Source organism: uncultured Kriegella sp., assembly GCF_963975415.1.
Taxonomy (GTDB): Bacteria; Bacteroidota; Bacteroidia; order Flavobacteriales; family Flavobacteriaceae; genus Kriegella.
This window is the reverse complement of sequence record NZ_CAXBGN010000013.1, coordinates 78,434-100,244: the sequence shown is the minus strand read 5'-3', so window position 1 is coordinate 100,244 and position 21,811 is coordinate 78,434. Positions and strand designations below refer to the sequence as shown.

Sequence of the window (21,811 nt, the reverse complement as noted above, 5' to 3'; positions counted from 1 at the left end):
GCACCTAAATGTGACTTACAACACTATTTTTAATGCCGTACTATCGTTATCACCTATGAGAAGGTACCGCTTAGCAATTTACTTCGAAGCTCGGAAACAGCAGCTATGATACGCCTGATCAGGTCTCTTCTCATCGTCTCCTATTAGAAAAGGTAATTTTACCCCAAATTCATAAAAAAGAGCTTAAAAACAAAAAAAGTTGCGAATAATTAATTTTTTTGCTTCATTTTTTACATTTATTATAATAAAATAATATGGTACTTGTCATTTTTAGGTCTATGTCATACATTTACCGCTTGTAAAAATGGTGTGGACTCCCCCAAAGCACTATTTACATACCCCTTATTTGATTAACCTATTAGTAGCTCCCCAATACTAAAAAAACATAAGTAATCAATCGTATTTTTTTTGTGCTAGAATTGTTGGTTATGTTAAAGACTATTATCGGAAATTTTAAACTTGTCCCATGAAAAAGTATAAGAAATCCGACCTTATTATTCCTATTTCTATAGGTATTCACTTGGTGCTAATCAATGGTGTGCTTTATTTGCTTACACCCCACACCTATTTAGACCTATCTAATATTGTCTATTACAATATCACCTGGTTGGTTATCACCTATTGTTTTGACTATTACCCCAATGATCGGAAAGAAGGTTTTAAGGAAAAATGGCCCAACATGCTCCAGTCATTGACGACCTATGGCCTGGCCTATTTTGCGCTATTTAGTCTTACAGGAATGTACTTTGGCACGGTAAATTACCAACTATACGTACTCGCCCTGCTCTTTACGGTGCTTATCATATATCGTATTCTCTTCTTTTCGCTACTGCGAAAGTACCGCCGCAAAGGGGGTAATGCACTAAGCTTGGTAGTCATTGGCAAGGATGCCAACCTTAAAAAAATTCGCAAGGAGTTTGACGACCCCGAAATGGGCTATCGGTACAACGGTTTTTTTGACGACGAATATTCCAAAAGCTCCCACTATTTGGGCAAGATCATCGATTGCTTCGGCTATATTCTGCAAAACGAAATCGACGAGATTTATTGCGTCGCCTCAAAATTTAGCCACAAACAATTAAAAAATCTTATCGATTTTGCAGACAACAATTTGATCAAAATCAAAATAATTCTCGACAACAAGGAAATCTATTCCCGGGCCATGTCGATAGAATCGTATAGCAATGTACCGGTACTCAACCTACGTAAAGTACCTTTAGACACCGAATTCGCCCGTATCTTAAAACGTGTTTTTGACATTGCCTTTTCTTCGGTCGTCATCATTGGTGTGCTTTCTTGGCTTACCCCAATACTGTATATTTTAATTAAATGGGAATCCCCTGGCAACTTGTTTTTTAAACAAAGACGGCATGGGTTTAAACGTCGGCCCTTTTGGTGCTATAAATTTCGATCGATGACGGCCAATACCGATGCAAACGTGAAAATGGCGACAAAAGACGATATGCGCCTTACTCGAATCGGAAAATTTTTACGTAAAACAAGTATCGACGAACTGCCCCAATTCTTTAATGTGTTTTTAGGTGATATGAGCGTCGTAGGGCCACGCCCCCATATGGAAGTACATACCACAGATTATGAAACTTCGGTCGACAAATATTTGGTACGCCACTTTGTAAAACCTGGCATAACAGGTTTGGCGCAAGTACGGGGGTATCGAGGAGAGATATTGAAAAAAGCCGATATTCTGAACCGGGTACGGCTCGATATTTTTTATGTCGAAAAATGGACTATGGCGCTTGATTTACGCATTATCACGAAAACGGTTGCCAATGCGATACGCGGAGAAGAAAAGGCCTACTAGTTTCAATATCCATCGTCTAAAACTTGATATTCCCTAAGAATGCAATAAACTTTCTTTTTTAAGAAAAGATACTTCTTCATAAGTTTCCGAAACGGCAAATATGCCATAGCCTTTTTCCTTTAATTTTTTCACCAAATGCTTTGATTTAGACACCCCGTCCAGGATCATCCGATCATGAAATTCGATCAAAATTTGGGTGATGGAGATACCGCTGTCCAAAATACTTTCAACCACCCCATACTCGGCACCTTCAATATCTATTTTTAGTACATCAATATGGCTATGTTGTTTTTCAGATACAATATCTTCCAATGACTTCATGGCTACCCGCACTTTTTCCAAGGCACTCGTATTGTTGTGTACAAATAAACTTCCCGATACGTGTTCGGGGTTTTTGGGCAAGAAAAAATTAGCGAATCCACTTTTTGTACTTAATCCAAATTCATGGAAGTGGAATTTCTCAAAAAGCTTTTGGCCTTTTACCCATCGTATAGATTTGGGTGTAGGGTCAAAACCATATACATGACAACCATATCTTTTGTTAATCTCGTTATCAAAAGATACGTCTTCCCCGATTCCGAAAGAGTAGACAATCGAGTTTTCATTTAACCCTCCAGGCCAGACATAAAAACCCCCATAACGGGTTCCCAGCCAAAGATGTTCACAAATCAAATCTTTTTTAAAATGCCCTGTTTTAAGTGATTTACGTACGTCCCGTACTACTTTCTTTACTAGTTCTAACATACCTCGATTCTTTTAACAATCAATTAATTTTTCGGAGGTATCAAGTGTTTGGTCGAACACAACAGTACTATAAAAAAGTCCATAACGCTGCCGATTGCTAGCGAAATACAGGGGATTGGCTACTACATCATGTTGTTATTATGAACTTCTGCTACTTAAAGATAAGCTATTTATTGGTTAACCCGTAATTACGAAACCAAGCAACCGAAAATACCATAGCCTAAGAATCTAGTGTTCAGACCATCTTAAAAACCTCTATAACAACCGGCTAAATCGAAATTTTAACTTGGCCTCTTGCTTTACGATATCGTATTTAAAAAGCTTATTTTACTACCCGAACCCCTCACTTAAGTTCTTTGGAAATCTTTTCGGTTCACGTTGAAAATTGTACTTTTCACAAATGCTAAAGTGTTTCGTTAATACTGAAATGACCTATAGGGCAATCGTGTATTTTAGCTTAACTTAACACAACTATTTTTATGTTTCTATGAAAGAAAGCCTGTTTGATGATTTTCCACCGGTTTCGGCAAAAGCTTGGAAACAGCAAATTCAGTATGCCCTAAAAGGAGCGGATTATAACAAAAATATGGTCTACGAGACGTTGGAGGGTATATCTATCAAACCCTTTTATCATGCCGATGACCTTCAGCAACATCGTTTGGCACAACCAAACGCACCGGAAACGTGGGCCATCGGGCAAGAACTATTTGTAGCGGATGCCAAAAGGGCAAATACCAAAGCGTTAAAAGCCATACTTGGGGGGGCGGAAAGTTTGGTATGTACCATTCCTTCCGAAAATATTGCGATCCATACCCTTATCGACGGCATTGATTTGTCGGCAACCACACTTCATTTTAAGTGCCAATTTTTATCAAAATCGTACACAACACGGCTTTTAAAGGCAACCGCTATTACAACACCCCTTGTTTTACATATCGATCCGATCGGACATTTGGCGCGATCAGGAAATTGGTATGCCAACCAAGCTACTGACCATACCACGGTAACTGAAATTTTAAAGCTTTTTAAAGCACATAAGAACACCTCGGTGCTATCGGTAGATGGTTCGTTGTATCAAAATGCCGGTGCGCCCATGGTGCAGCAGCTGGCCTATGCCCTCGCCCATGCCCACGAATACTTGGTCGATTATGGCCCTGACCTATTCCAGAAACTTACTTTTAACATCGCGGTGGGCAGTAATTACTTTTTCGAAATTGCCAAAATTCGAGCCTTGCGTCTTTTGTGGCGTACCTTGGCAGAGCGCTATGGAATTGCTACCGATTGCCACATCATGGCCGTACCCAGTCGTCGGAACAAAACCTTATATGCCACGAACACGAACATGCTTCGAACGACCACCGAATGTATGTCAGCCATTATTGGAGGTGCTAATACGGTTTGCAATACCCCTTATGATGCGATTTACCATAAAACCAACGTATTTGGAGAACGATCGGCCCGTAACCAGTTGTTGCTCTTGAAACACGAAAGCCACTTTGACCAGATAGCCCAGGCTGCCGAAGGTGCCTATTACATCGAGACCCTTACCCATCAGCTGGCTCAAAAAGCCTTGGAACTATTTAAATCGATTGAGGCAAGTGGTGGGTTTTTAGAACAGCTGAAAAACGGCATTATTCAGCGAAAAATAAATGAAAGTGCACAAAAAGAACAACAATTGTTCGATACCCGTAATGAAATATTGGTCGGTACCAATGCCTTTCAAAAACCTTCGGAAACGGTAAAACATACGTTGGAATTGTATCCGTTTGTAAAGACAAAACCTCGAAAAACCTTAATCGTTCCTATTATTCCAAAACGTTTGGCGGAGGTTATGGAGCAGGAAAGGTTGAAGGGTGAACAATGAACAGTGAGCAGTGGACAGTGAGCAGTGAGCAGTGAACAATGAACAGTGGGCAGTGGGCAGTGCGTAATTAGGACCATATACGAAGTGTAAGAAACGGGGTTCGCGATAGGAATTCGCGGTTGGAAAGCACAAAAGAAGAAATTGGAATAAGAATAATGAAGCGGAAGAACATACAAGAGCTAACATTGAGCGGAAAAGGTTCGCAGGAAAAGACTTCGCCAGGCGCTACACAGACGCCCGAATTCGAGCACCTTGATTTTGCCGCGGGCATCCCACCTTTTTTACGAGGACCTTATGCCACCATGTATGTACAACAACCGTGGACCATTCGCCAATATGCCGGATTCTCAACAGCCGAAGAGAGTAATGCTTTTTATAGAAGAAACTTGGCCGCAGGGCAAAAGGGACTTTCCATAGCGTTTGATTTACCGACACATCGCGGGTACGATAGTGACCATGAGCGTGTAGCGGGAGATGTAGGCAAAGCAGGAGTAGCTATCGATTCGGTCGAGGACATGAAAATCTTGTTCGATAAAATTCCCCTGGATAAAATGTCCGTTTCCATGACCATGAATGGAGCGGTGCTACCCATCATGGCTTTTTATATCGTGGCCGCCGAAGAGCAAGGTGTGCCACCCGAATTGTTAACGGGAACCATTCAGAATGATATCCTCAAAGAGTTTATGGTGCGCAACACCTATATTTATCCACCAGCACCTTCGATGCACATTGTTAGTGCTATTTTCGAATATTGCAGCGTTCATATGCCCAAATTCAATAGCATCAGTATTTCGGGCTACCACATGCACGAAGCGGGCGCCACTGCCGAAATTGAATTGGCCTACACCCTTGCCGACGGATTGGAATACTTACGTACAGGTCTAAATGCCGGCATCGATATCGACACCCTGGCCCCACGACTTTCTTTTTTTTGGGGTATTGGCATGCACCACTTTATGGAAATTGCCAAAATGCGTGCCGGCCGGGTCCTTTGGGCGAAAATGGTCAAACAGTTCCATCCGAAAGATGCGAAATCTATGGCCCTCCGTACCCACTGTCAGACCAGTGGCTGGAGCCTTACCGAACAAGACCCCTTTAATAATGTGGCCCGTACGACCATTGAAGCTGCCGCTGCCATTTTTGGAGGTACACAAAGCCTACACACCAATGCCTTGGACGAAGCCATTGCATTACCCACCGATTTTTCGGCTCGAATTGCGCGTAACACACAACTATTTCTACGGGAAGAGACCAAAATCACAAAAACGGTAGACCCTTGGGCCGGCAGCCATTATGTGGAAAAATTGACCGATGAACTCATACATAAAGCTTGGGTACTAATTCAGGAAGTCGAAGAACTGGGCGGAATGACCAAAGCGATAGAAGCGGGAATCCCGAAAATGCGTATCGAGGAAGCTGCGGCAAAAAAACAGGCCAACATCGATAACGATCAAGACATTATCATTGGTATGAATAAATACCAACTGGAGACCGAAGACCCATTACAAATCTTGGAGGTGGACAACAAAGCCGTCCGTGACCAACAGCTAAAACGTTTATCGCTCCTTAAAAAGAAACGAAATGACACCACTGTAAAAACTGCTTTGAACAGACTGACCGCAGCGGCCAAAAAAAGGATGACATCAGCGCCCCCTGAAAAAGGTATGGAACGTCTTAAGAATGGCAATAATTTATTAGCTTTAACCGTAGAAGCCGCACGGTCACGTGCAACCCTGGGAGAAATTAGTGCTGCACTTGAAGATGCTTTTGGGCGCCATGTGGCAAAAACACAAACAATATCGGGTGTGTATTCCAAAGAAATAAAGAAAGATGAGCATTTTTTAAAGGCCCGGGAATTAGCGGATAGTTTCGCAAAGGAAGAGGGCCGTCGACCGAGAATCTTGATTGCCAAAATGGGACAAGATGGCCATGATCGGGGTGCCAAAGTGGTGGCCACCAGTTATGCCGACCTCGGTTTTGATGTAGATATCGGTCCGCTTTTTCAAACTCCCGAGGAAGCTGCAAAACAAGCCATAGAAAACGATGTACATATTTTAGGAATCTCTTCATTAGCAGGAGGGCACAAAACCTTAGTACCCCAGGTCATCGACCGCCTTAAAGAATATGGTCGGGAAGATATCATGGTCATCGTCGGCGGTGTCATCCCTAAGCAGGATTATCAATTTTTATTTGATAGGGGTACCACCGCTATTTTTGGGCCCGGTACAAAAATTCCCGAAGCCGCTATTCAGGTGCTGGAATTGCTTTTAGATTAAACTCCCCTTTCTTCCACTTCATTCCCCTCTTTTAAGAAAAGAGGGGAGCTCTTAAATTCAAAGGTGATTAATAAATTAAAAAAAGGAGGTGTCCTGCGTAGCGGGACGGAGGGTTAGCTTCTACAATTGAACTTATAAAGTGTGTGTAAAACAAAACTCTCCTTTCTTCCAATTGCACCGTAAACCCGGCGCAACCGGAATTCATTCCCCTCTTTTAAAAAAGAGGGGAGCTCTTAAATTCAAATGTGATAAATAAATTAAAAAAGGGAGGTGTCCTGCGTAGCGGGACGGAGGGTTTGCTCTTACTCTTAAAATTAATAAATTGTGTTAACCAAACTCCCCTTTCTTCCACTTCAGCCAAAACTTTGGCTGAACAGGAATTCATTCCCCGCTTTTAAAAAAGGAGGGAAGCACGTAAATTGAAGCAATGAAACCAAAGAAAATACATTCGAAAAAAGAACTTCAAGGGCGAAGACGGAAACTAAGAAAAAATATGACCCCGGCAGAGGCATTTTTATGGAGGTATTTAAAAGCAAGACAGCTTGGCGGAAAACGTTTTACCAAACAACATAGCATCGGCTATTATATCGTGGATTTTTATTGTGCTTCACAGAAATTGATTATTGAATTGGACGGGGAAGTCCATAACAATCCGACAGCAGCGGAATATGACCAAAAAAGAACCACCTATTTAAACGACTTGGGTTATAAGGTTCTTAGATTTGAGAATAAGATGGTATTTGATTTTCTGGATTCTGTTTTAGAAGAAATCAAGAGTAATTTTAGGGAAAATGGTTGAGGGTTCTCGTCCCTGTTTCGAACATTTTGAAAGGTGTTCAGAACTCCCCTTTCTTCCACTTCAGCCAAAACTTTGGCTGAACCGGAATTCATTCCCCTCTTTTAAAAAAGAGGGGAGCTGCTAAGTTCAAATGTGGTAAATAAATTAAACAAGGTAACAGCTCCTCCCTTTTTCATAGGGAGGTGGATTCGCTGAAAGCGAAGACGGAGGGTTAGTTTCCCCAATTAAAACTTACAAAGTGGGTGTAAAACAGAACTCCCCTTTCTTCCGTTTGCCCCAAAACCCGGCGCAACCGGAATTCATTCCCCTCTTTTAAGGAAAGAGGGGAGCTCTTAAATTCAAAGGTGATAAATAAATTAAAAAAGGGAGGTGTCCTGCGTAGCGGGACGGAGGGTTAGCTTCTACAATTGAACTTATAAAGTGGATGTGTAAAACAGAACTCCCCTTTCTTCCTAGTGCACCGCAAACCCGGCGCAACAGGAATTCATTCCCCTCTTTTAAGAAAAGAGGGGAGCTCTTAAATTCAAATGTGGTAAATAAATTAAAAAAGGTAACAGCTCCTCCCTTTTTCAAAGGGAGGTGGATTCGCTGAAAGCGAAGACGGAGGGTTAGTTTCCCCAATTAAAACTTACAAAGTGGGTGTAAAACAGAACTCCCCTTTCTTCCGTTTGCCCCAAAACCCGGCGCAACCGGAATTCATTCCCCTCTTTTAAAAAAGAGGGGAGCTGCTTGAATTTGACTTTAGTGGCATTAATTAAGACTTAAATACCAAACGTTCATACTTTCCATCGTATCACCGATCAAGGTATTGTTCAACAACGTGCCCCCATACGAAAAACCATGTTTGCTAAAGGTAATGTTGAGTCCGTAGGAGGTGGCGCGTACCGAAGTGTAAATCGTTTTAAGACCTCTTTCAGCACTTTTTTTCTTGATTTCCTGTACCAAATAATAAGATAGGTTCTGCCCTCGATAATTGGAATTGGTAATAAAATCAACAACTTCCATATTCGATTCCGCTTCATTGGGTCTCAATATACTCGCTACAATCAATTGTCCTTCTTCGAACAAACCATAAAACTCATACCCTTGCTGCAATAGTTCGATAAGAAATGACCTGTCATGAATGGGAAAAGGATACGACCGAAAGGCTCTTTCATTCAACTGTGCCAAGGCTGTCAATTTGTTAAGTTCTTCACCTCCCAGTTTATGGATTTCCAATGTATGTGGCATGGCCATATACGAATCACGGGAAGAATTTGCAGCCGCCAAGGCAATAGTTTTGACCGATTGAATCATCTTTAGCTTCTGTTCAGCGCAGTTGGAGCGTTCTTTATTCAAAAAATCGGCTACAAAATATCCTGTAGTCACCCCATTGTACAAACCTGGAATCTTGGCTTCGACCTGATAGCCCTCCGATTGAAACGAAGCAATGCCCCCTTCAGGAACCCTACTTACGATTTTATCATATTTCTGTTGTTGGGCAAGGTTTCTTATGCTGGAAATCAACAAATTCCAATTGCCGTGATTCGCTTCCTGCAAATACACCCTTTTATTTCCATTGCCATGATGAACCAGGCCTCCTTCTATCCGTTCTATGGTATCAAACATTACTAACTAAGAATTAATCGATTTATAATTCGGTGAAACCTGTGTCAATCGCGCACTTGGCCGTCACCATAAATATAATATTTATTAGTGACCAATTCATTGAGTCCCAAAGGACCGCGATGGTGCAACTTATCGGTACTGATAGCCAGCTCGGCCCCGACCCCCATCTGACCACCATCGGTAAACCGGGTCGAGGCATTTTGGTATACGGCCGCACAATCGACCTGCTCCATAAAGCGTTCGGCAGTTTGGGCATCGGTCGTCATAATCGTGGCAGAATGGCCACCGGAATGGTCATTTATCTTTTGCACCGCATCGGAAAGCGTATCTACCGACCCGATACAACAGCGTAACGCCAGAAATTCTGCCGACCAAACCGATGCTTCGGGAATAAGTGCTTCATCTTCTAAAACCTCCTTGGCCTTTGTATCGACCATGATCGACACCCCGTTATCCTTTAAAATGTTCCGAAGTCCGATCAATTTTTCCTTATAATCGGAAACGTTGGTATTCACCAATATTTTATCCAAGGCATTACAGGCCGAAATCTTATCGGTTTTCGCATTTAGAATAACCTTGAGACTTTTTTCCCAATCGGCATTCTCGTCGACATATAAAAAGTTATTACCGCGGCCACTTACCAAAACGGCACATTTTGCATGTTCTTTGACAAAAGCGATCAGGCGCTCCCCTCCACGGGGCACAATAAGGTCTAACGGTTCAGTAGGTTCTTTTAAAAATTGCTGTGTCTCCGTTCTATTCATGGTCAGTAATTGAATACTATCGGTATTCAGACCATTTTCCTCCAAAGCCTGGTGCCAAAAATCAACAAGCACCGTATTGCTATGCAAGGCTTCCTTTCCCCCTTTTAGCAAAATTTTGTTGTTGGCCTTAAATGCAAGTACTGCCGCTTCTACCGTTACATCGGGGCGGGACTCATAAATGATCATTATCGTTCCGAAAGGGGCCGTTTTATTAATCACCTTTAGTCCATTCTCCATTTCTTTTCGGGAAATCTCCCTATTTACAGGATCTTCTTGTGACCGTACGGACTTGACCGCTTCGATCATTCCATCTATTTTTTTATCGGTAACGATCAACCTGTCGTACATCGCCTGGTCATCTTTCGTGAACAGGGCCAAATCTTTCTTATTAGCTTCGAGCAATAACGCCCGGTTTTTATCCAAAAGGTGCTCCATACTGGCCAACACCTTGTTTTTTATAACTGTTGCTATTAATTGCATTGTTTTTACTTTTTAATTATTAGTCCATGGCCACTTTGGTACCCACGTTTTTACCATCGATAATGTCGATTATGGTATTATCTTTCTTTCCGTTAGCTATAAAAGTGGGAATACTTTTTGCGGCGGCTTGTTGGGCATAATCCAATTTAGAGCCCATTCCACCACGACCTTCCGCTTCTTTTTTGTTGCTATCTTTGATATATTTGTTCAAGTCTTCATTAGGATCTACATTTTGAACAAGATTACTATTTTCCGCATCGGGATGCCCCGTATACAGTCCGTCAATATCCGTTAGAATAATCAATCGATCCGCATTGATCAGTTGTGCGATAAGACTTGCCAATTCATCATTATCGGAAAACATTGACATCGTCACCGAAACAGCATCGTCTTCATTGGCGATAGGAATAACACCTTCTGAAAGTAGCCCCTCACAACAATTGATCATGTTCTTTCGGTGCATCCCCGGACTAAAATCACGTTTTGTAGGAAGCACCTGGGCACATTTCATACCGTAATCTTGAAAAATATTATAGTACAATCGCATCATACGTGGTTGTCCTATGGCAGAATAGACCTGTCGTCGTTGGGTCTTGTCCTCAATACGTGAATCGCCCAAAACTTCTTTTCCGGCGATTACCGAACCTGACGACACCAATATGGTAATGATATCGCGTTCATAAAGTTCTGCAATCTGCTTTACCAACCGTCGTAAGACCGGCCTAACGATTCTATTGTCTTTATTGGTCATAACATTTGTTCCGACCTTAATAACAATTCTCTCTTTATACATCTTATTTTTCTTTTCCTAGTTCTACTGCACGATTAAAGGCGGCAAAAGCGGCATCTTTAATCAGTTCGTTAACATTGTTGTCTTCCATGGAGTCTAAAGCGGCACGGGTCGTACCTCCCTTTGATGCTACTCTTTCCATCCACGAATTCGGCGATAGATCGTTTTGGTTAAAGAGTTCGATCGCCCCAGTGAACGTTTGCCCCACCAAAACTTTGGAATCGTTTTTCGAAAAGCCCATCTGCAATGCAGCTTCCATCATACTCTGCATAAAATAGAACACATAGGCGGGGCCACTACCGGAAATACCCGTTGAGGCATCGATAAATTTCTCGCTGCTGACCAGCATCGATTTTCCTGTAGTATCCAACAGACTTTCAATAGTCAGCAGTTCGATACGTGAAACTTCGGGGGAAGCGACATACGAAGTGAGTCCTTTACCGATTTTTGCCGGCAAATTGGGCATGGCCCTAACGACCTTGTCAAGATTGCTCCACCCCTTTATGGAATCGATGGTAACCCCCGCCATAATCGAAATAATCAATTGTTGGGGTTTGACCATTGGACTGATTTTTTTTAGCAGTGCTTCGGCGTGATATGGTTTCACTGCAAGAAAGATAATATCGGCTTCGGGCACACAGTCTCCCAAATGCTCATGGGCATCGAAATGGGAAATTTGATGCAGTTCTTCCAGTTTTTCTGCGGAAGTGTCCAACACCATAATATTCCTTTTTTTTAGCAGTTTTGATTTTGTCATGCCTTCGGCATAGGTAAGCCCCATATTTCCGGCCCCTATAACAAGTACTTTCATAATGATTCTTTATAAATCAGATGTAATTGGCCACATCCGATATTAATATTTAAGAAAATTCGTGCGTCCTTGATTTTACGAAAGGGTATTTTCATACCACCCTTCCCCCTACCTAAAAACATCTTGAAACCATTTGATGCGGGGTAGGTATTCAACCGACTTTTAAAAAGATTTTTAAGGCTTAACAATCGCTCGGACACGATAAAATTGTGGTTGATAGATTAGATAAAAAGTGCGCAGTCTGCACAATCTTTTACTTCACCGTAATAGGTTTCCCGATATTTATGAAGGGTTCGTATCGGCAAGCCGAAAAGGCATTGTTTTATGTACGTGACTCTTGTGGTTAGATGCCCCATATTTTTGCTATAGCGTTTTTCTGTTTTCGTTTTTCTCTTAATTCGTAAAAATTGCATAAAATTTGTTTGGACAAAACATAAGATATCACGACCCAAAACCAAGAAAATGATGTTAACATTTTGTTATTTTGGGATAGCAGGGCTACTATAACGTTTTAGAGAAGACCTTTTTGGCAGGCAAACGTATTTAGCAAGGGAGAATCCCTTACATTGGCCCGTTCCTTTTTACAAAACCAAGGACGTCTTCACCGGTCAATTGTTCAACCTGGGCCGTAATTTTTTCGATGGGCCAATCCCACCATTTTAACAGCAAGAGTTGCTTGATCTCGACTTCCGAAAAGCGTTTGCGAATCAATGTAGCAGGATTGCCACCCACAATGGTGTAGGGAGCTACATTTTTCGTAACCACGCTATGGCTGGCGATAATAGCTCCATCCCCTATTGTTATACCTGGTATAATGGTAGCCTTATAGCCCACCCAAACATCATTACCAATAATCGTATCGCCTTTTGAAGGATATGATTTGCCACGCATGGCATGCTGCCAATCTTTGCCGAAAATCGCAAATGGGTACGAAGAAACCGAACGGCTTAGGTGATTTGCGCCGTTCATAATAAAAGTTACATCGGAAGCAATCATACAAAACTTGCCAATAACCAGCTTGTCTCCGACAAAATCGAAGTGGTACTTGACATTTCTCTCAAAATTGGCGACATCCTCAAAATCATCGTAATAGGTGTAATCGCCAACCTCGATATTCGGGTTTTTGACAATATGCTTTAAAAAGCAAAGCCGGTTATAATTTTCTAGGGGAAACGGTTCGTTTTTGTCAGGTATGTTCATCTGCACAAGATTCAGTCAAAAAATATTCCCCAACTATAGCATGGGTATTATGTAAGGAGAAAAGATAATTGCCTCAAGATAAATAAATTTCTAGAAGTATATCTCCCGTTCCCAAACGCCTATCGCCTAAGACTTGTAATAAGACCATTTTTGATTACCCCGTCCCTCTTTTCTTTATCACATCCATCTCCTTTTGAAAAAACAACGACAATCGCTGACCGCCACACCGCGGGGCAATGGCATCAGCTGCCATAAAAGTCAAAAAGAATTCGATCGGACCATAGGTTTTGGGGGAGGTAAAGGTACGCACCGCCCATAAAGTCAATTTTCGAATCCAATGGGGCAGATGAACAATGTTTATGGGCTTACCACAGGCCAATAAGGCCATTTGACCCACCTCGTTATGGGTTAAAATATCGGGACCTCCGGCTGCAATTTCCGTTTTTGCACTTTCAATGGCATCAACACAAACGACCGCAAGATCTTTACCGTGAATCGGATTAATTTTCTGGCTTCCATTACCGAATAAATAGACGCTACCCTTCTCCGCCATTTTTAAAAAATCGCGCATATCGGAAAAGAATCCATTGGGTCGTATTACGGTATAATCCAATCCAGAGCACTTCAATGCATCGACAAAGGCTTCCTTTGCTTCCAACATTTTAAGGTCTCGGTGCAAAGGACCATTGATTACCGAGATGTAAATAAACTTCTTGACCCCTGCCTTTTTGGCTTCCTCCAATAAATTTATATTCGCCTGATAATCGACATCCATATAACTCAACCCCTCTTTTTGCCGCGTTATACCCACCGTAGAAATCACGGTTGCCACGTCATCAAATTGTCCGTTTAGCGTTTCGCGTCGGGTAACCTCACCTTGAACGACCTCAACACTATCAGAAGCCAAATCGGCTACCATATCTATATTTCGCACAATCAATTTGACCGAAATACTTCTAGCAATCAATTCTTTGGCAATAAAACCTCCCAAATAGCCCGTTGCGCCCGCCAATAAGACGGTTCCGTTATTCTTCATTGTTTCTACCCTTTGTTTTTGATAGTTTTTTTAGCTGCGAGAGTACTTGAATCATAAATACCACATGCTTTTTTTGGTAGGCGATTTGATTAAAGGTCCCTGTGAGATAAACATCCATTTCGGGACAGTAATACATAAACGCCCCCGATGAGCCCGAATGTCCGATAAGCGTATACCTGTGGAGTAAAGGATATAATTTCTTTAACTCAAATTTGCGCAAACCAAAGCCATACTTTAAGCCAAACGATTCTTTCGTCCATTTTTGCATCTGTCGTAAACTGTTTTTAGAAAGCAAAGCACCTTCGTTTAACCCTTTATGAAATTTTAAAAGGTCTATTGACGTAGTCACCAATCCGCCACCGGCCCAATCGGCACTTAAGCTTTTGAAGTGGCCAACTTCAATATCATCAACATAAAACTCAGCCACCGCACCCGTCGTAGCCGTATCAATAGGTTTCGAATGAAGGTTCATATAGGTATGTTCCATCTTCAAGGGTTCAATGATTTTTTCAAAAAGTACTTCGTGCAAAGGCTTGCCAGTCAATTCCTCGATCAACAGGCCCAGCAACACATATTCAGTATCGGAATAATGATAGCCCGTTCCTGGAGGAAAATGGGGCGATAATTTCGATTTGGCAAAACTGATGGTCTCTTTCGGAGTCCAGATTCTATCGGTATCAGCGAACAGCAATTCCATAAACGTAGGGCCGTTTTTGGGTGCATCCTCAAAATAATCAGGAATGCCCGAGGTATGCTGTAGCAATTGCTTGATACGTACTTCAGTAGAATAATCGACGCCCTTATATACGTGTATTCGATCTATAATATCAAAAGAAAGGTATTCGGCCAATCGGTCGTCTACATCCAACTTACCCGCTTCCTGCAGTTGCATTATCAATGTTGCCGTAAAAGTTTTGGCAATGCTTGTTGAAAGAAACGGATTTTTTACACTTACGGGAGTACCGTCACCAAAGCTTCCGCCAACATGGTGCCATTCGATATTCAGTTTATCGGAATATACGGTCAAAAAAGCATTGTGAACATTTTTGCGTTGTAACTCGTTTTTAAACAAAGAGTCTATTTTGTGCTGGGCCCTTTCTTTTTGTTGGCCATATGATAAACTACCGCTAAATAAGGTAAATAGCATAATAATGACATTTTTAAAGTTCATGATACTGTAATTCTATAAATGGTTTTGTGCTGATTCGACTAAGACGTTATTATTTGTTGCGGCGTCCGAGTTTTTCGACTTTATGTAGCCAATCTTGTCGGAATTTATCGGTAGACAAACGTATGGGTCCGATGGCCGTAATCTTAACTTTTTTGACGCCAACGAACTGCAGTGTCAGTTTCTTCATGGCTTTGTGGCTCGGATTACCATAGACCCACTTATAATACCACGTTGGCTGATCCATGGTACAGATCAATCGTGCCGTTTTTCCCGAAAGGTATTTGTCCCACCAGACAGAACCTTCACGTTTTTTAAAGGCAAATCCGGGGAGAAAGACCCTATCGATAAAGCCTTTCATCAATGCTGGAACCGAGCCCCACCAAACCGGATAAACCCAGACCAAATGCTCTGCCCATTTTATTTTTTCTTGCGCATCGCGCAAGTCAGGTTCGAGCTCCATTCTTTTTCGATACCCAAACTTCAGGTTCGGATCGAAATGTAGATCAGCTATTCTCAGTGCTTTTACTTCAGCTCCAGAGGTAATGGCACCGGCCTTATATACTTCGAAAATGCTGTGATTGAAACTTTCTTTATCAGGATGTCCGTTAATAATCAGAATTTTTTTCATTGTATTCATTATAAGTTCGTAGTAAAGTCGGTGCGTCGCTCTTTGAAACTAAAATACTGCTTAAAATCTTTTTATTCCTAGTAGTTGGATTCTAAAAACTGTGCCACACCGTTGGCTACTTTCTCCTTAACCTTGGCAAAATTTTCATAGTTACCACTAAAGGAAGCGTCCATATTCGATAGAAAAAGAAAACCCGAGTTTCCATCTACTGCAATTTCGAGGTGGGTAGAAATTCCAAAGCTATTTCCCCCGTGCATAACCTTACCGTCTTTAAGATACCAGAACATGGCTTGATTTTCGGCAAAATCTTGGGGCACTTTACCAGCGGCCAGTTTCGCATTGAAAAGTGAGTCATAGCCCGCTTCGGAAAACAATGCGGTAGACGCTCCTTTTAATCCATTAGCCATATCCAACAAGTATTTACCCATATCTTCATTCGTGGTATATATACTTCCTTCGGGATAGGAATCATTGGCGTACATCGGAAGCGGAGTCTGGTCATTGACATACAGGGTTGCCATATTTGCCAGATTCACTTCTGAAATATCATACGTGGATCTATTCATTTGTAAGGGCTGTAATACATTTTCCTTTACATAATCGTCAAATGATTTGCCCGTTGCCACTTCAATGACAAGCCCCATTAATCCCGTGGCTAAATTAGAATAGGCCCAGGTGCTTCCTACAGCCGTATCGGCAAAATTATTTGAATCGTACAAATCGCCGTCTTCCAGAAAATACTCCGCTAAATATTCATCCAAAGCGTAGGCTTCCCGTTGCTCGATACCGAGCTCGTTCATTAAAAGTCGTGCCCCTTCAGTAGCCATATTTTGCCCAGGAAGTATATGATAATTAGTGGCTATATACGTAGTCGGATCATCTAAAAGCCCCGAAGTATGGGTAACCAAGTGTTTTATTTTAATACTGTCTTGAAGTCGTTTCGGATTTACTATGGCAACCGGCAAAATATCATTGATATGGGTTTCCATAGTAAAATACCCTTGCTCAATGGCTTTAACAACCGCAGCCCCCACAAAAGTCTTGCTTATCGAAGCAATGGAACTGACCGTTTGGTTGGTATACGCCACTTTATTTTCAAGGTTGGCATAGCCAAAAGCATCTTGATATACGATACTATTGTCTTTCACTACCGTAATGGCCAAACCGGGCACGTTGTTCGACTTTACGATATCTTCAAAATAATTATTTAGATCGGCCGCCGTCATCAAAGACCTTGGTTCGGGGTCAATCGGGTTATCATCGTCGCTCGAACATGAGGTCAAAGTCAAAAGTAGGGTCAACAGTAGTACTGTGGTAATTCTAGATAAAGTTGTCATTTTTAAATCGTTTTTAAAGTTTGTATTATTTATTTGGCAAAGATGATTTACGCATGCAAGCCAATCGTTCGGAATTATGAAGGCGAACCTCTCTTATGATTTTCAGAACCCTTTCAATCAATTGGAATTTTTGTTCAGGGCCAGTCGGTACCACCGCACCGAAAAAGACAGGGGTAGTTTCAATAAGAAAAGTGTCAATAGCAATCGCAAGGCACTGTTGAACCCGACCGGCAGCGTATGCAGCATGATGATACCGAGAAGGGATAGCGCAACACCAAGCGTCAATTGTTCACGGGATGCCTTAATACTATTCACAACAAAGGAAGACGCTACCGTAAAGCACGAAAAAGCCACTATACCTATCAGCAAATCAGGAAAGAGAATTGCCAAGAAAATTGGATGTAAAAAGTGCATCGAAAGTAGAAAAAATCTTCGTTGCGTATATTGTTCGTAGTACGTCTGGGTCGAATATGTGAAATTGGCCAGTACTCCCCCACCTAAATCATACGCCAGCGCAATAAGCGTCCATTTTTTCAATGATCCGAAGGCCATATCCTGAGACAAGAACAATACGACTCCCACGGTTACAAGTGCCATAAGATGTACACTTACAATGTCGAACCAATTCGATTTTTGGCCATGAATCTCACGTAAAAATTTCGGAATGTGTACTGTATTTTGCATTGTAAATATTTTTAAGGTTAGATTATTTTATCCCTTTAATCAATAAATAGAGACAGAGTGAAAGCTCCCCGAGATCAGCAGGGGCAGTAATAAAGTCGACCAGGATTTCTTGACTTTCCGGAAAAAGAAAATACAGCAGGAAGTCGGTCAAGTACCCAAAACAGCCAACCATTAAAAAAATTCCGATAATTTTAGGAAACAGCCCTGATTTGAACACCAGATACCCCAGGGGCAGCAACCAGAAACCAAAAAACAGTTGGGCTATATGATACCCTTTGGTGTGCATCTCTAAATAGAACAACACCCAATGTTGTAGTTGTGTTTCTGTTAGCACCATGCTGTTTTCGTTCAACAGCAATAATGGCGCATAATGGTTCAACATATTGATGCACATGATAGCCACGGCGATTGCGACACTAAGCACCATAGTTGCGGCTGCAAACCTATTTATACGCTTCAGCAATTGAAAGAGCGCCAATGGCAACAAAAAATAGGTCAGTTGCATTAGCAGATCTGCCATAAATCCCAGTCGAAACAGGAATTCGTTTTTAATAATATTGGTAACGACATGACGCCCATCGGCTCCATCGATTATTATGGTGCGTACATATTTTTCGGCGAAAACGCCACAGATGATAACAAGAAGGTAGAGAACACCCGCTACCCTTGCGATTCTTTTATCGGTAAACATCATGTATTTGCTTTAAGAATTCCGGTAGATTGGGCCGAATAGTCGGCCCTCACCAGTTGTTAAGTAAATTGTATTTTAACAAGGCATGCTGCCCTTATCGCGGGGAATTTTCCAATTTGGCATCATAAGCTTCCCAAAAGGCCATATCGCGTTGTTTTCTTTTGGCCAACGGATTCGTTTTCCATTTTTTAGAAAGCAATAAGTTCATATTAAAATAACGGTTATACATATCGGTACCGTTTCCGATATCGACCATACCGTAGTGGTAGCGCAAGTCTAAAACCAATCGCGATTTTTTAAGCTTAAATTCATATCCTAGACCAAATTGCAGCCCAGCGTCCCAACGGCTATAGTTATTAGGGCCTGATCCGAATTCCATTTTCGTTTTACCGGCCGGCAATAGATCGTTTTCTTTGGTCTTTAAACGTCCTCCTATATTGTAACTCAACACAGGACCCGCATTCAAGTAAAGGTCACAGCGATGTAAACGTGCCAAAACCGGCATGTCTAAAGTATTGAACCGAATACGGGTATCTTGGCCGGTCAAGGGATTTTTGTTTTCCAATCGCCCCCCTTTCATCATGAAATAGAGTTCGGGCACTACCGAGAAATAGTCATTGATGCCTGCCTGAAAAGAGGCCCCCGCCTGCAACCCCCAATACCCTTTTTTAAAATCTTTTAGGGCTTTATTATTATCTCCATAACTGAGGCTGGTCGGTGTATAATTGATGACCACATCAAGATACGTTTCTTGGGCTATCGCTTTTGTTATAAAAAGCCCCATTATCATAAGCACTACTACTTGTTTTCGCATTTTTTAAGTTTTTTGATTGTTGTTGGGGCAAAGATGAAAATGGAGCGCCTATCAAACGCCCGTACTTATGTATCGGGACTTTTTTGATGAGATTTAGAACTAATTCATAAAGTCTGCGGAACAAAAGCTTTCCATAGCGTATCGAGAAGGACTATCCGACAATCTCAAAAGTGACGTATGCACAACTGTAGAATAGATAAGGCCTTCTAGAAAAAGGCCTAGCATGCATGATAATTCACCGATTATGATATGGAAGAGCCGTAAAAAAATTTACGATATACTTTTACGCATATTGGTTTTCACCCACTGTTTGGGTGTCATTCTTGTTTCCCGCTTAAAGAAGGTATTAAAAACGGTCTTTGAATTAAATCCGCTATCGTAGGCCAATCCGAGAAGGGTGATCGCCTTGTTTTCGGGCATTAGCGAAATTTTCTTAAAATGTTCAAGGCGGTAGGCATTCACAAAATCATTGAAGTTTTTTCCAATTTTTTCGTTTAGCAACCATGATAGCTTGTTCGGATGAATATCTACTTCTACCGCAAGATCCCTTAGTGAAATAGTAGGCCTAAGAAAAGGCTCATTCTCTACCATATGGCTTTTAAGAACCGTTAGAAATTGTTTGGATTCATCATCATCGAGAAGACTGGAACAATCTTTCTCCGGTGCTTCGACGGTCTGTAAATCGGAAAAGGCAAAAATTTGTTTTATCGCCTTTTGAAAACGTTCATGGGAATGTAACGGCCGAAGTAAGGGGTCAACCTGCAGTAGCGTCATGAGCGGCTCTCTACGTGCCACCCCTTTGTCAATAAGGTCTAATGCCGCATCAAAGTCCTTTAAATTTGTCTTGATATAAATGAGGAAGAAACATATTCTTTCACGGTGAACACTATCAAGCAAGACGTTCAAACGATCTATTTCCCCATTTTCAATACCTAGACTACTGAAAGCCAAAGCCCGCATGATCAATCGTTCGACATCACCGCCTTCAACATTGGGAATGGTTTCGGCCTTTTGCAAAATATACTCCGCTCTATTTTGTTTGATCAACGACAGGGCATAAATAGAATACCCCACCATAAACGAGGGATCCAGCTCAAAAGTCTTTTCCATAAAGCGGTTCGAAGCCTCGAATTCCTCCAACAAATAATGATAATATCCATAGAAATAATTATTCAAAGGAGCCAAAGGATCAAGTTGATAGGCGGTTTCTATGTGCTTATGGGCCAATTCAAATTTACCTTCTAAAGCGTGGGTTATAAATAATTTGTGGTGGGCATCGGCATACCCCGGCCTAAGCGCAATAGCTTTTCGTAGAAATTTTGCGGCATTTTTAAAGTCCCAATCAAGGTTGAGACTGTGCCAACCAAGAGAATGATAGGCCTCGGGCAAGTTATTATCCAATTCAAGGGCTTTGTCAAGATATGCTTTCCCAAGGGTCAGCGCTTCTTTTACGGGCATAAGACCTCCTGCCGCCATCATATTATACCCATAATGGATGTTGACATGTGCCAATGCGAAATCGGGCTGTTGCTGCACGACACCCTTAAGCATATCAATGGCCAACTTAATATTTTCGGTATTAAATTTATGTAGGTAATGTTTTGCCTTGAGGTAAATCTGATACTGGTCTACACTTATTTCAGGGCCCTGAATCAATTGCTCCCCTACTTCCAAATGGCCAAAATTCTCCCGCAAGTTATCGGCAATCAATAGGCTGATTTCATCCTGTAGCTCAAAAATATCAGCAAGGTTTCTATCAAAATTTTCAGCCCAAATGTGAAAACCATTGTCGGTACGCACCAATTGGGCTGAAATACGAACCCTTTCCTTTACCATGCGAACGCTACCCTCCAACAAAGTTTCAACACCTAGGGCATTGCCAATGATACGGGCATCCAAATGTTTTTTTCTATAAAAAAAGGAAGAGGTACGTGCGGTCACCTTTAATCCCGTAATCTTTGTCAGGGCATTGATAATCTCTTCTGTGATTCCATCAGCGAAATATTCGTTTTCATCGGCCCCGATATTTTCAAAGGGCAGAACGGCTATTGATGTTGCCTGAAATGGAATCACGAGCTACGGGTTGGTTTTGAATGTTAAAAATACTGGAAAAAAGATTCTAGGCAAGAAAAAACAGCAATAGCATTGGAATTCAAGAAGACCTTCATCTGACTGAAAGTGTTTATTTCTAGGGTTCAGAAACTATACCCAAATAACAAATCTTAAGAATGAAGTCTCAAAAGCACCATAAAAAAACAAAATATTCAAAAAAATCAAAAAAAACCAAGGGTA

18 protein-coding genes are annotated in these 21,811 nt (G+C 41.6%); 4 read left to right on the top strand and 14 right to left on the bottom strand.

From position 1 onward, the window contains the following. Positions 1-466 precede the first annotated feature (466 nt). Positions 467-1,822, top strand: coding sequence for an exopolysaccharide biosynthesis polyprenyl glycosylphosphotransferase (locus tag AACZ88_RS20860; protein ID WP_339714789.1), 1,356 nt, complete (start codon positions 467-469; stop codon positions 1,820-1,822). Between the two features lie 33 nt (positions 1,823-1,855). Here the strand turns inward: AACZ88_RS20860 and AACZ88_RS20855 are convergent, their stop codons facing one another. Then, on the bottom strand, positions 1,856-2,566 hold the full coding sequence (locus AACZ88_RS20855) for an FkbM family methyltransferase (RefSeq protein WP_339714787.1): 711 nt from the start codon (positions 2,564-2,566) through the stop codon (positions 1,856-1,858). Positions 2,567-3,053: 487 nt separating this feature from the next. Between AACZ88_RS20855 and AACZ88_RS20850 the strand changes: the two genes are divergently transcribed. The 3 genes from AACZ88_RS20850 (at position 3,054) to AACZ88_RS20840 (ending at position 7,505) form a co-directional block, all read left to right on the top strand. Next, complete coding sequence (locus tag AACZ88_RS20850; RefSeq protein WP_339714785.1) at positions 3,054-4,430, top strand: methylmalonyl-CoA mutase subunit beta; 1,377 nt, start codon at positions 3,054-3,056, stop codon at positions 4,428-4,430. Between the two features lie 155 nt (positions 4,431-4,585). Then, positions 4,586-6,706, top strand: coding sequence for a methylmalonyl-CoA mutase (scpA, locus tag AACZ88_RS20845; protein WP_339714783.1), 2,121 nt, complete (start codon positions 4,586-4,588; stop codon positions 6,704-6,706). Between the two features lie 427 nt (positions 6,707-7,133). Next, entirely contained in the window at positions 7,134-7,505 is a 372-nt protein-coding gene (locus tag AACZ88_RS20840; RefSeq protein ID WP_339714781.1) for an endonuclease domain-containing protein, read from the top strand. Between the two features lie 750 nt (positions 7,506-8,255). Here AACZ88_RS20840 and ablB read toward each other — a convergent pair. The 13 genes from ablB to AACZ88_RS20775 all read right to left on the bottom strand — a co-directional run bounded on the left by ablB (position 8,256) and on the right by AACZ88_RS20775 (position 21,592). After that, positions 8,256-9,113: a putative beta-lysine N-acetyltransferase gene (ablB, locus tag AACZ88_RS20835; RefSeq protein WP_339714779.1), complete on the bottom strand. Its 858-nt coding sequence runs from the start codon at positions 9,111-9,113 to the stop codon at positions 8,256-8,258. 44 nt (positions 9,114-9,157) lie between these two features. Next, a complete protein-coding gene (locus tag AACZ88_RS20830; protein WP_339714777.1) occupies positions 9,158-10,357 on the bottom strand; it encodes a glutamate-5-semialdehyde dehydrogenase in 1,200 nt (399 codons plus the stop codon). Positions 10,358-10,376: 19 nt separating this feature from the next. Next, positions 10,377-11,150, bottom strand: coding sequence for a glutamate 5-kinase (gene proB / locus AACZ88_RS20825; protein WP_339714774.1), 774 nt, complete (start codon positions 11,148-11,150; stop codon positions 10,377-10,379). A 1-nt stretch (position 11,151) separates the two neighbouring features. Beyond that, the gene (proC, locus tag AACZ88_RS20820; RefSeq protein WP_339714772.1) at positions 11,152-11,958 is read right to left on the bottom strand and encodes a pyrroline-5-carboxylate reductase; all 807 of its coding nucleotides are present in this window, start codon (positions 11,956-11,958) and stop codon (positions 11,152-11,154) included. A gap of 561 nt (positions 11,959-12,519) precedes the next feature. After that, positions 12,520-13,158 (bottom strand): CatB-related O-acetyltransferase, encoded by a 639-nt coding sequence (locus AACZ88_RS20815; protein ID WP_339714770.1) that lies wholly within the window; start codon positions 13,156-13,158, stop codon positions 12,520-12,522. A gap of 154 nt (positions 13,159-13,312) precedes the next feature. Further along, positions 13,313-14,194, bottom strand: a complete 882-nt coding sequence (locus tag AACZ88_RS20810; protein WP_339714768.1) for an SDR family oxidoreductase — start codon at positions 14,192-14,194, stop codon at positions 13,313-13,315. Next, the gene (locus AACZ88_RS20805; protein WP_339714766.1) at positions 14,184-15,341 is read right to left on the bottom strand and encodes a serine hydrolase domain-containing protein; all 1,158 of its coding nucleotides are present in this window, start codon (positions 15,339-15,341) and stop codon (positions 14,184-14,186) included. Before AACZ88_RS20805 ends, AACZ88_RS20810 begins: the two co-directional genes overlap by 11 nt. Before the next feature lie 73 nt (positions 15,342-15,414). Continuing rightward, on the bottom strand, positions 15,415-15,993 hold the full coding sequence (locus AACZ88_RS20800; protein ID WP_339714763.1) for an NAD(P)H-dependent oxidoreductase: 579 nt from the start codon (positions 15,991-15,993) through the stop codon (positions 15,415-15,417). Between the two features lie 77 nt (positions 15,994-16,070). Beyond that, entirely contained in the window at positions 16,071-17,330 is a 1,260-nt protein-coding gene (locus tag AACZ88_RS20795) for a serine hydrolase domain-containing protein (protein WP_339714760.1), read from the bottom strand. A gap of 117 nt (positions 17,331-17,447) precedes the next feature. Further along, positions 17,448-18,014 (bottom strand): hypothetical protein, encoded by a 567-nt coding sequence (locus AACZ88_RS20790; protein WP_339714757.1) that lies wholly within the window; start codon positions 18,012-18,014, stop codon positions 17,448-17,450. A 22-nt stretch (positions 18,015-18,036) separates the two neighbouring features. Beyond that, a complete protein-coding gene (locus tag AACZ88_RS20785) occupies positions 18,037-18,708 on the bottom strand; it encodes a DUF4386 domain-containing protein (protein ID WP_339714754.1) in 672 nt (223 codons plus the stop codon). Positions 18,709-18,799: 91 nt separating this feature from the next. After that, on the bottom strand, positions 18,800-19,519 hold the full coding sequence (locus AACZ88_RS20780) for a porin family protein (RefSeq protein WP_339714752.1): 720 nt from the start codon (positions 19,517-19,519) through the stop codon (positions 18,800-18,802). Between the two features lie 270 nt (positions 19,520-19,789). Then, positions 19,790-21,592, bottom strand: a complete 1,803-nt coding sequence (locus tag AACZ88_RS20775) for a helix-turn-helix domain-containing protein (protein ID WP_339714749.1) — start codon at positions 21,590-21,592, stop codon at positions 19,790-19,792. Positions 21,593-21,811 lie beyond the last annotated feature (219 nt).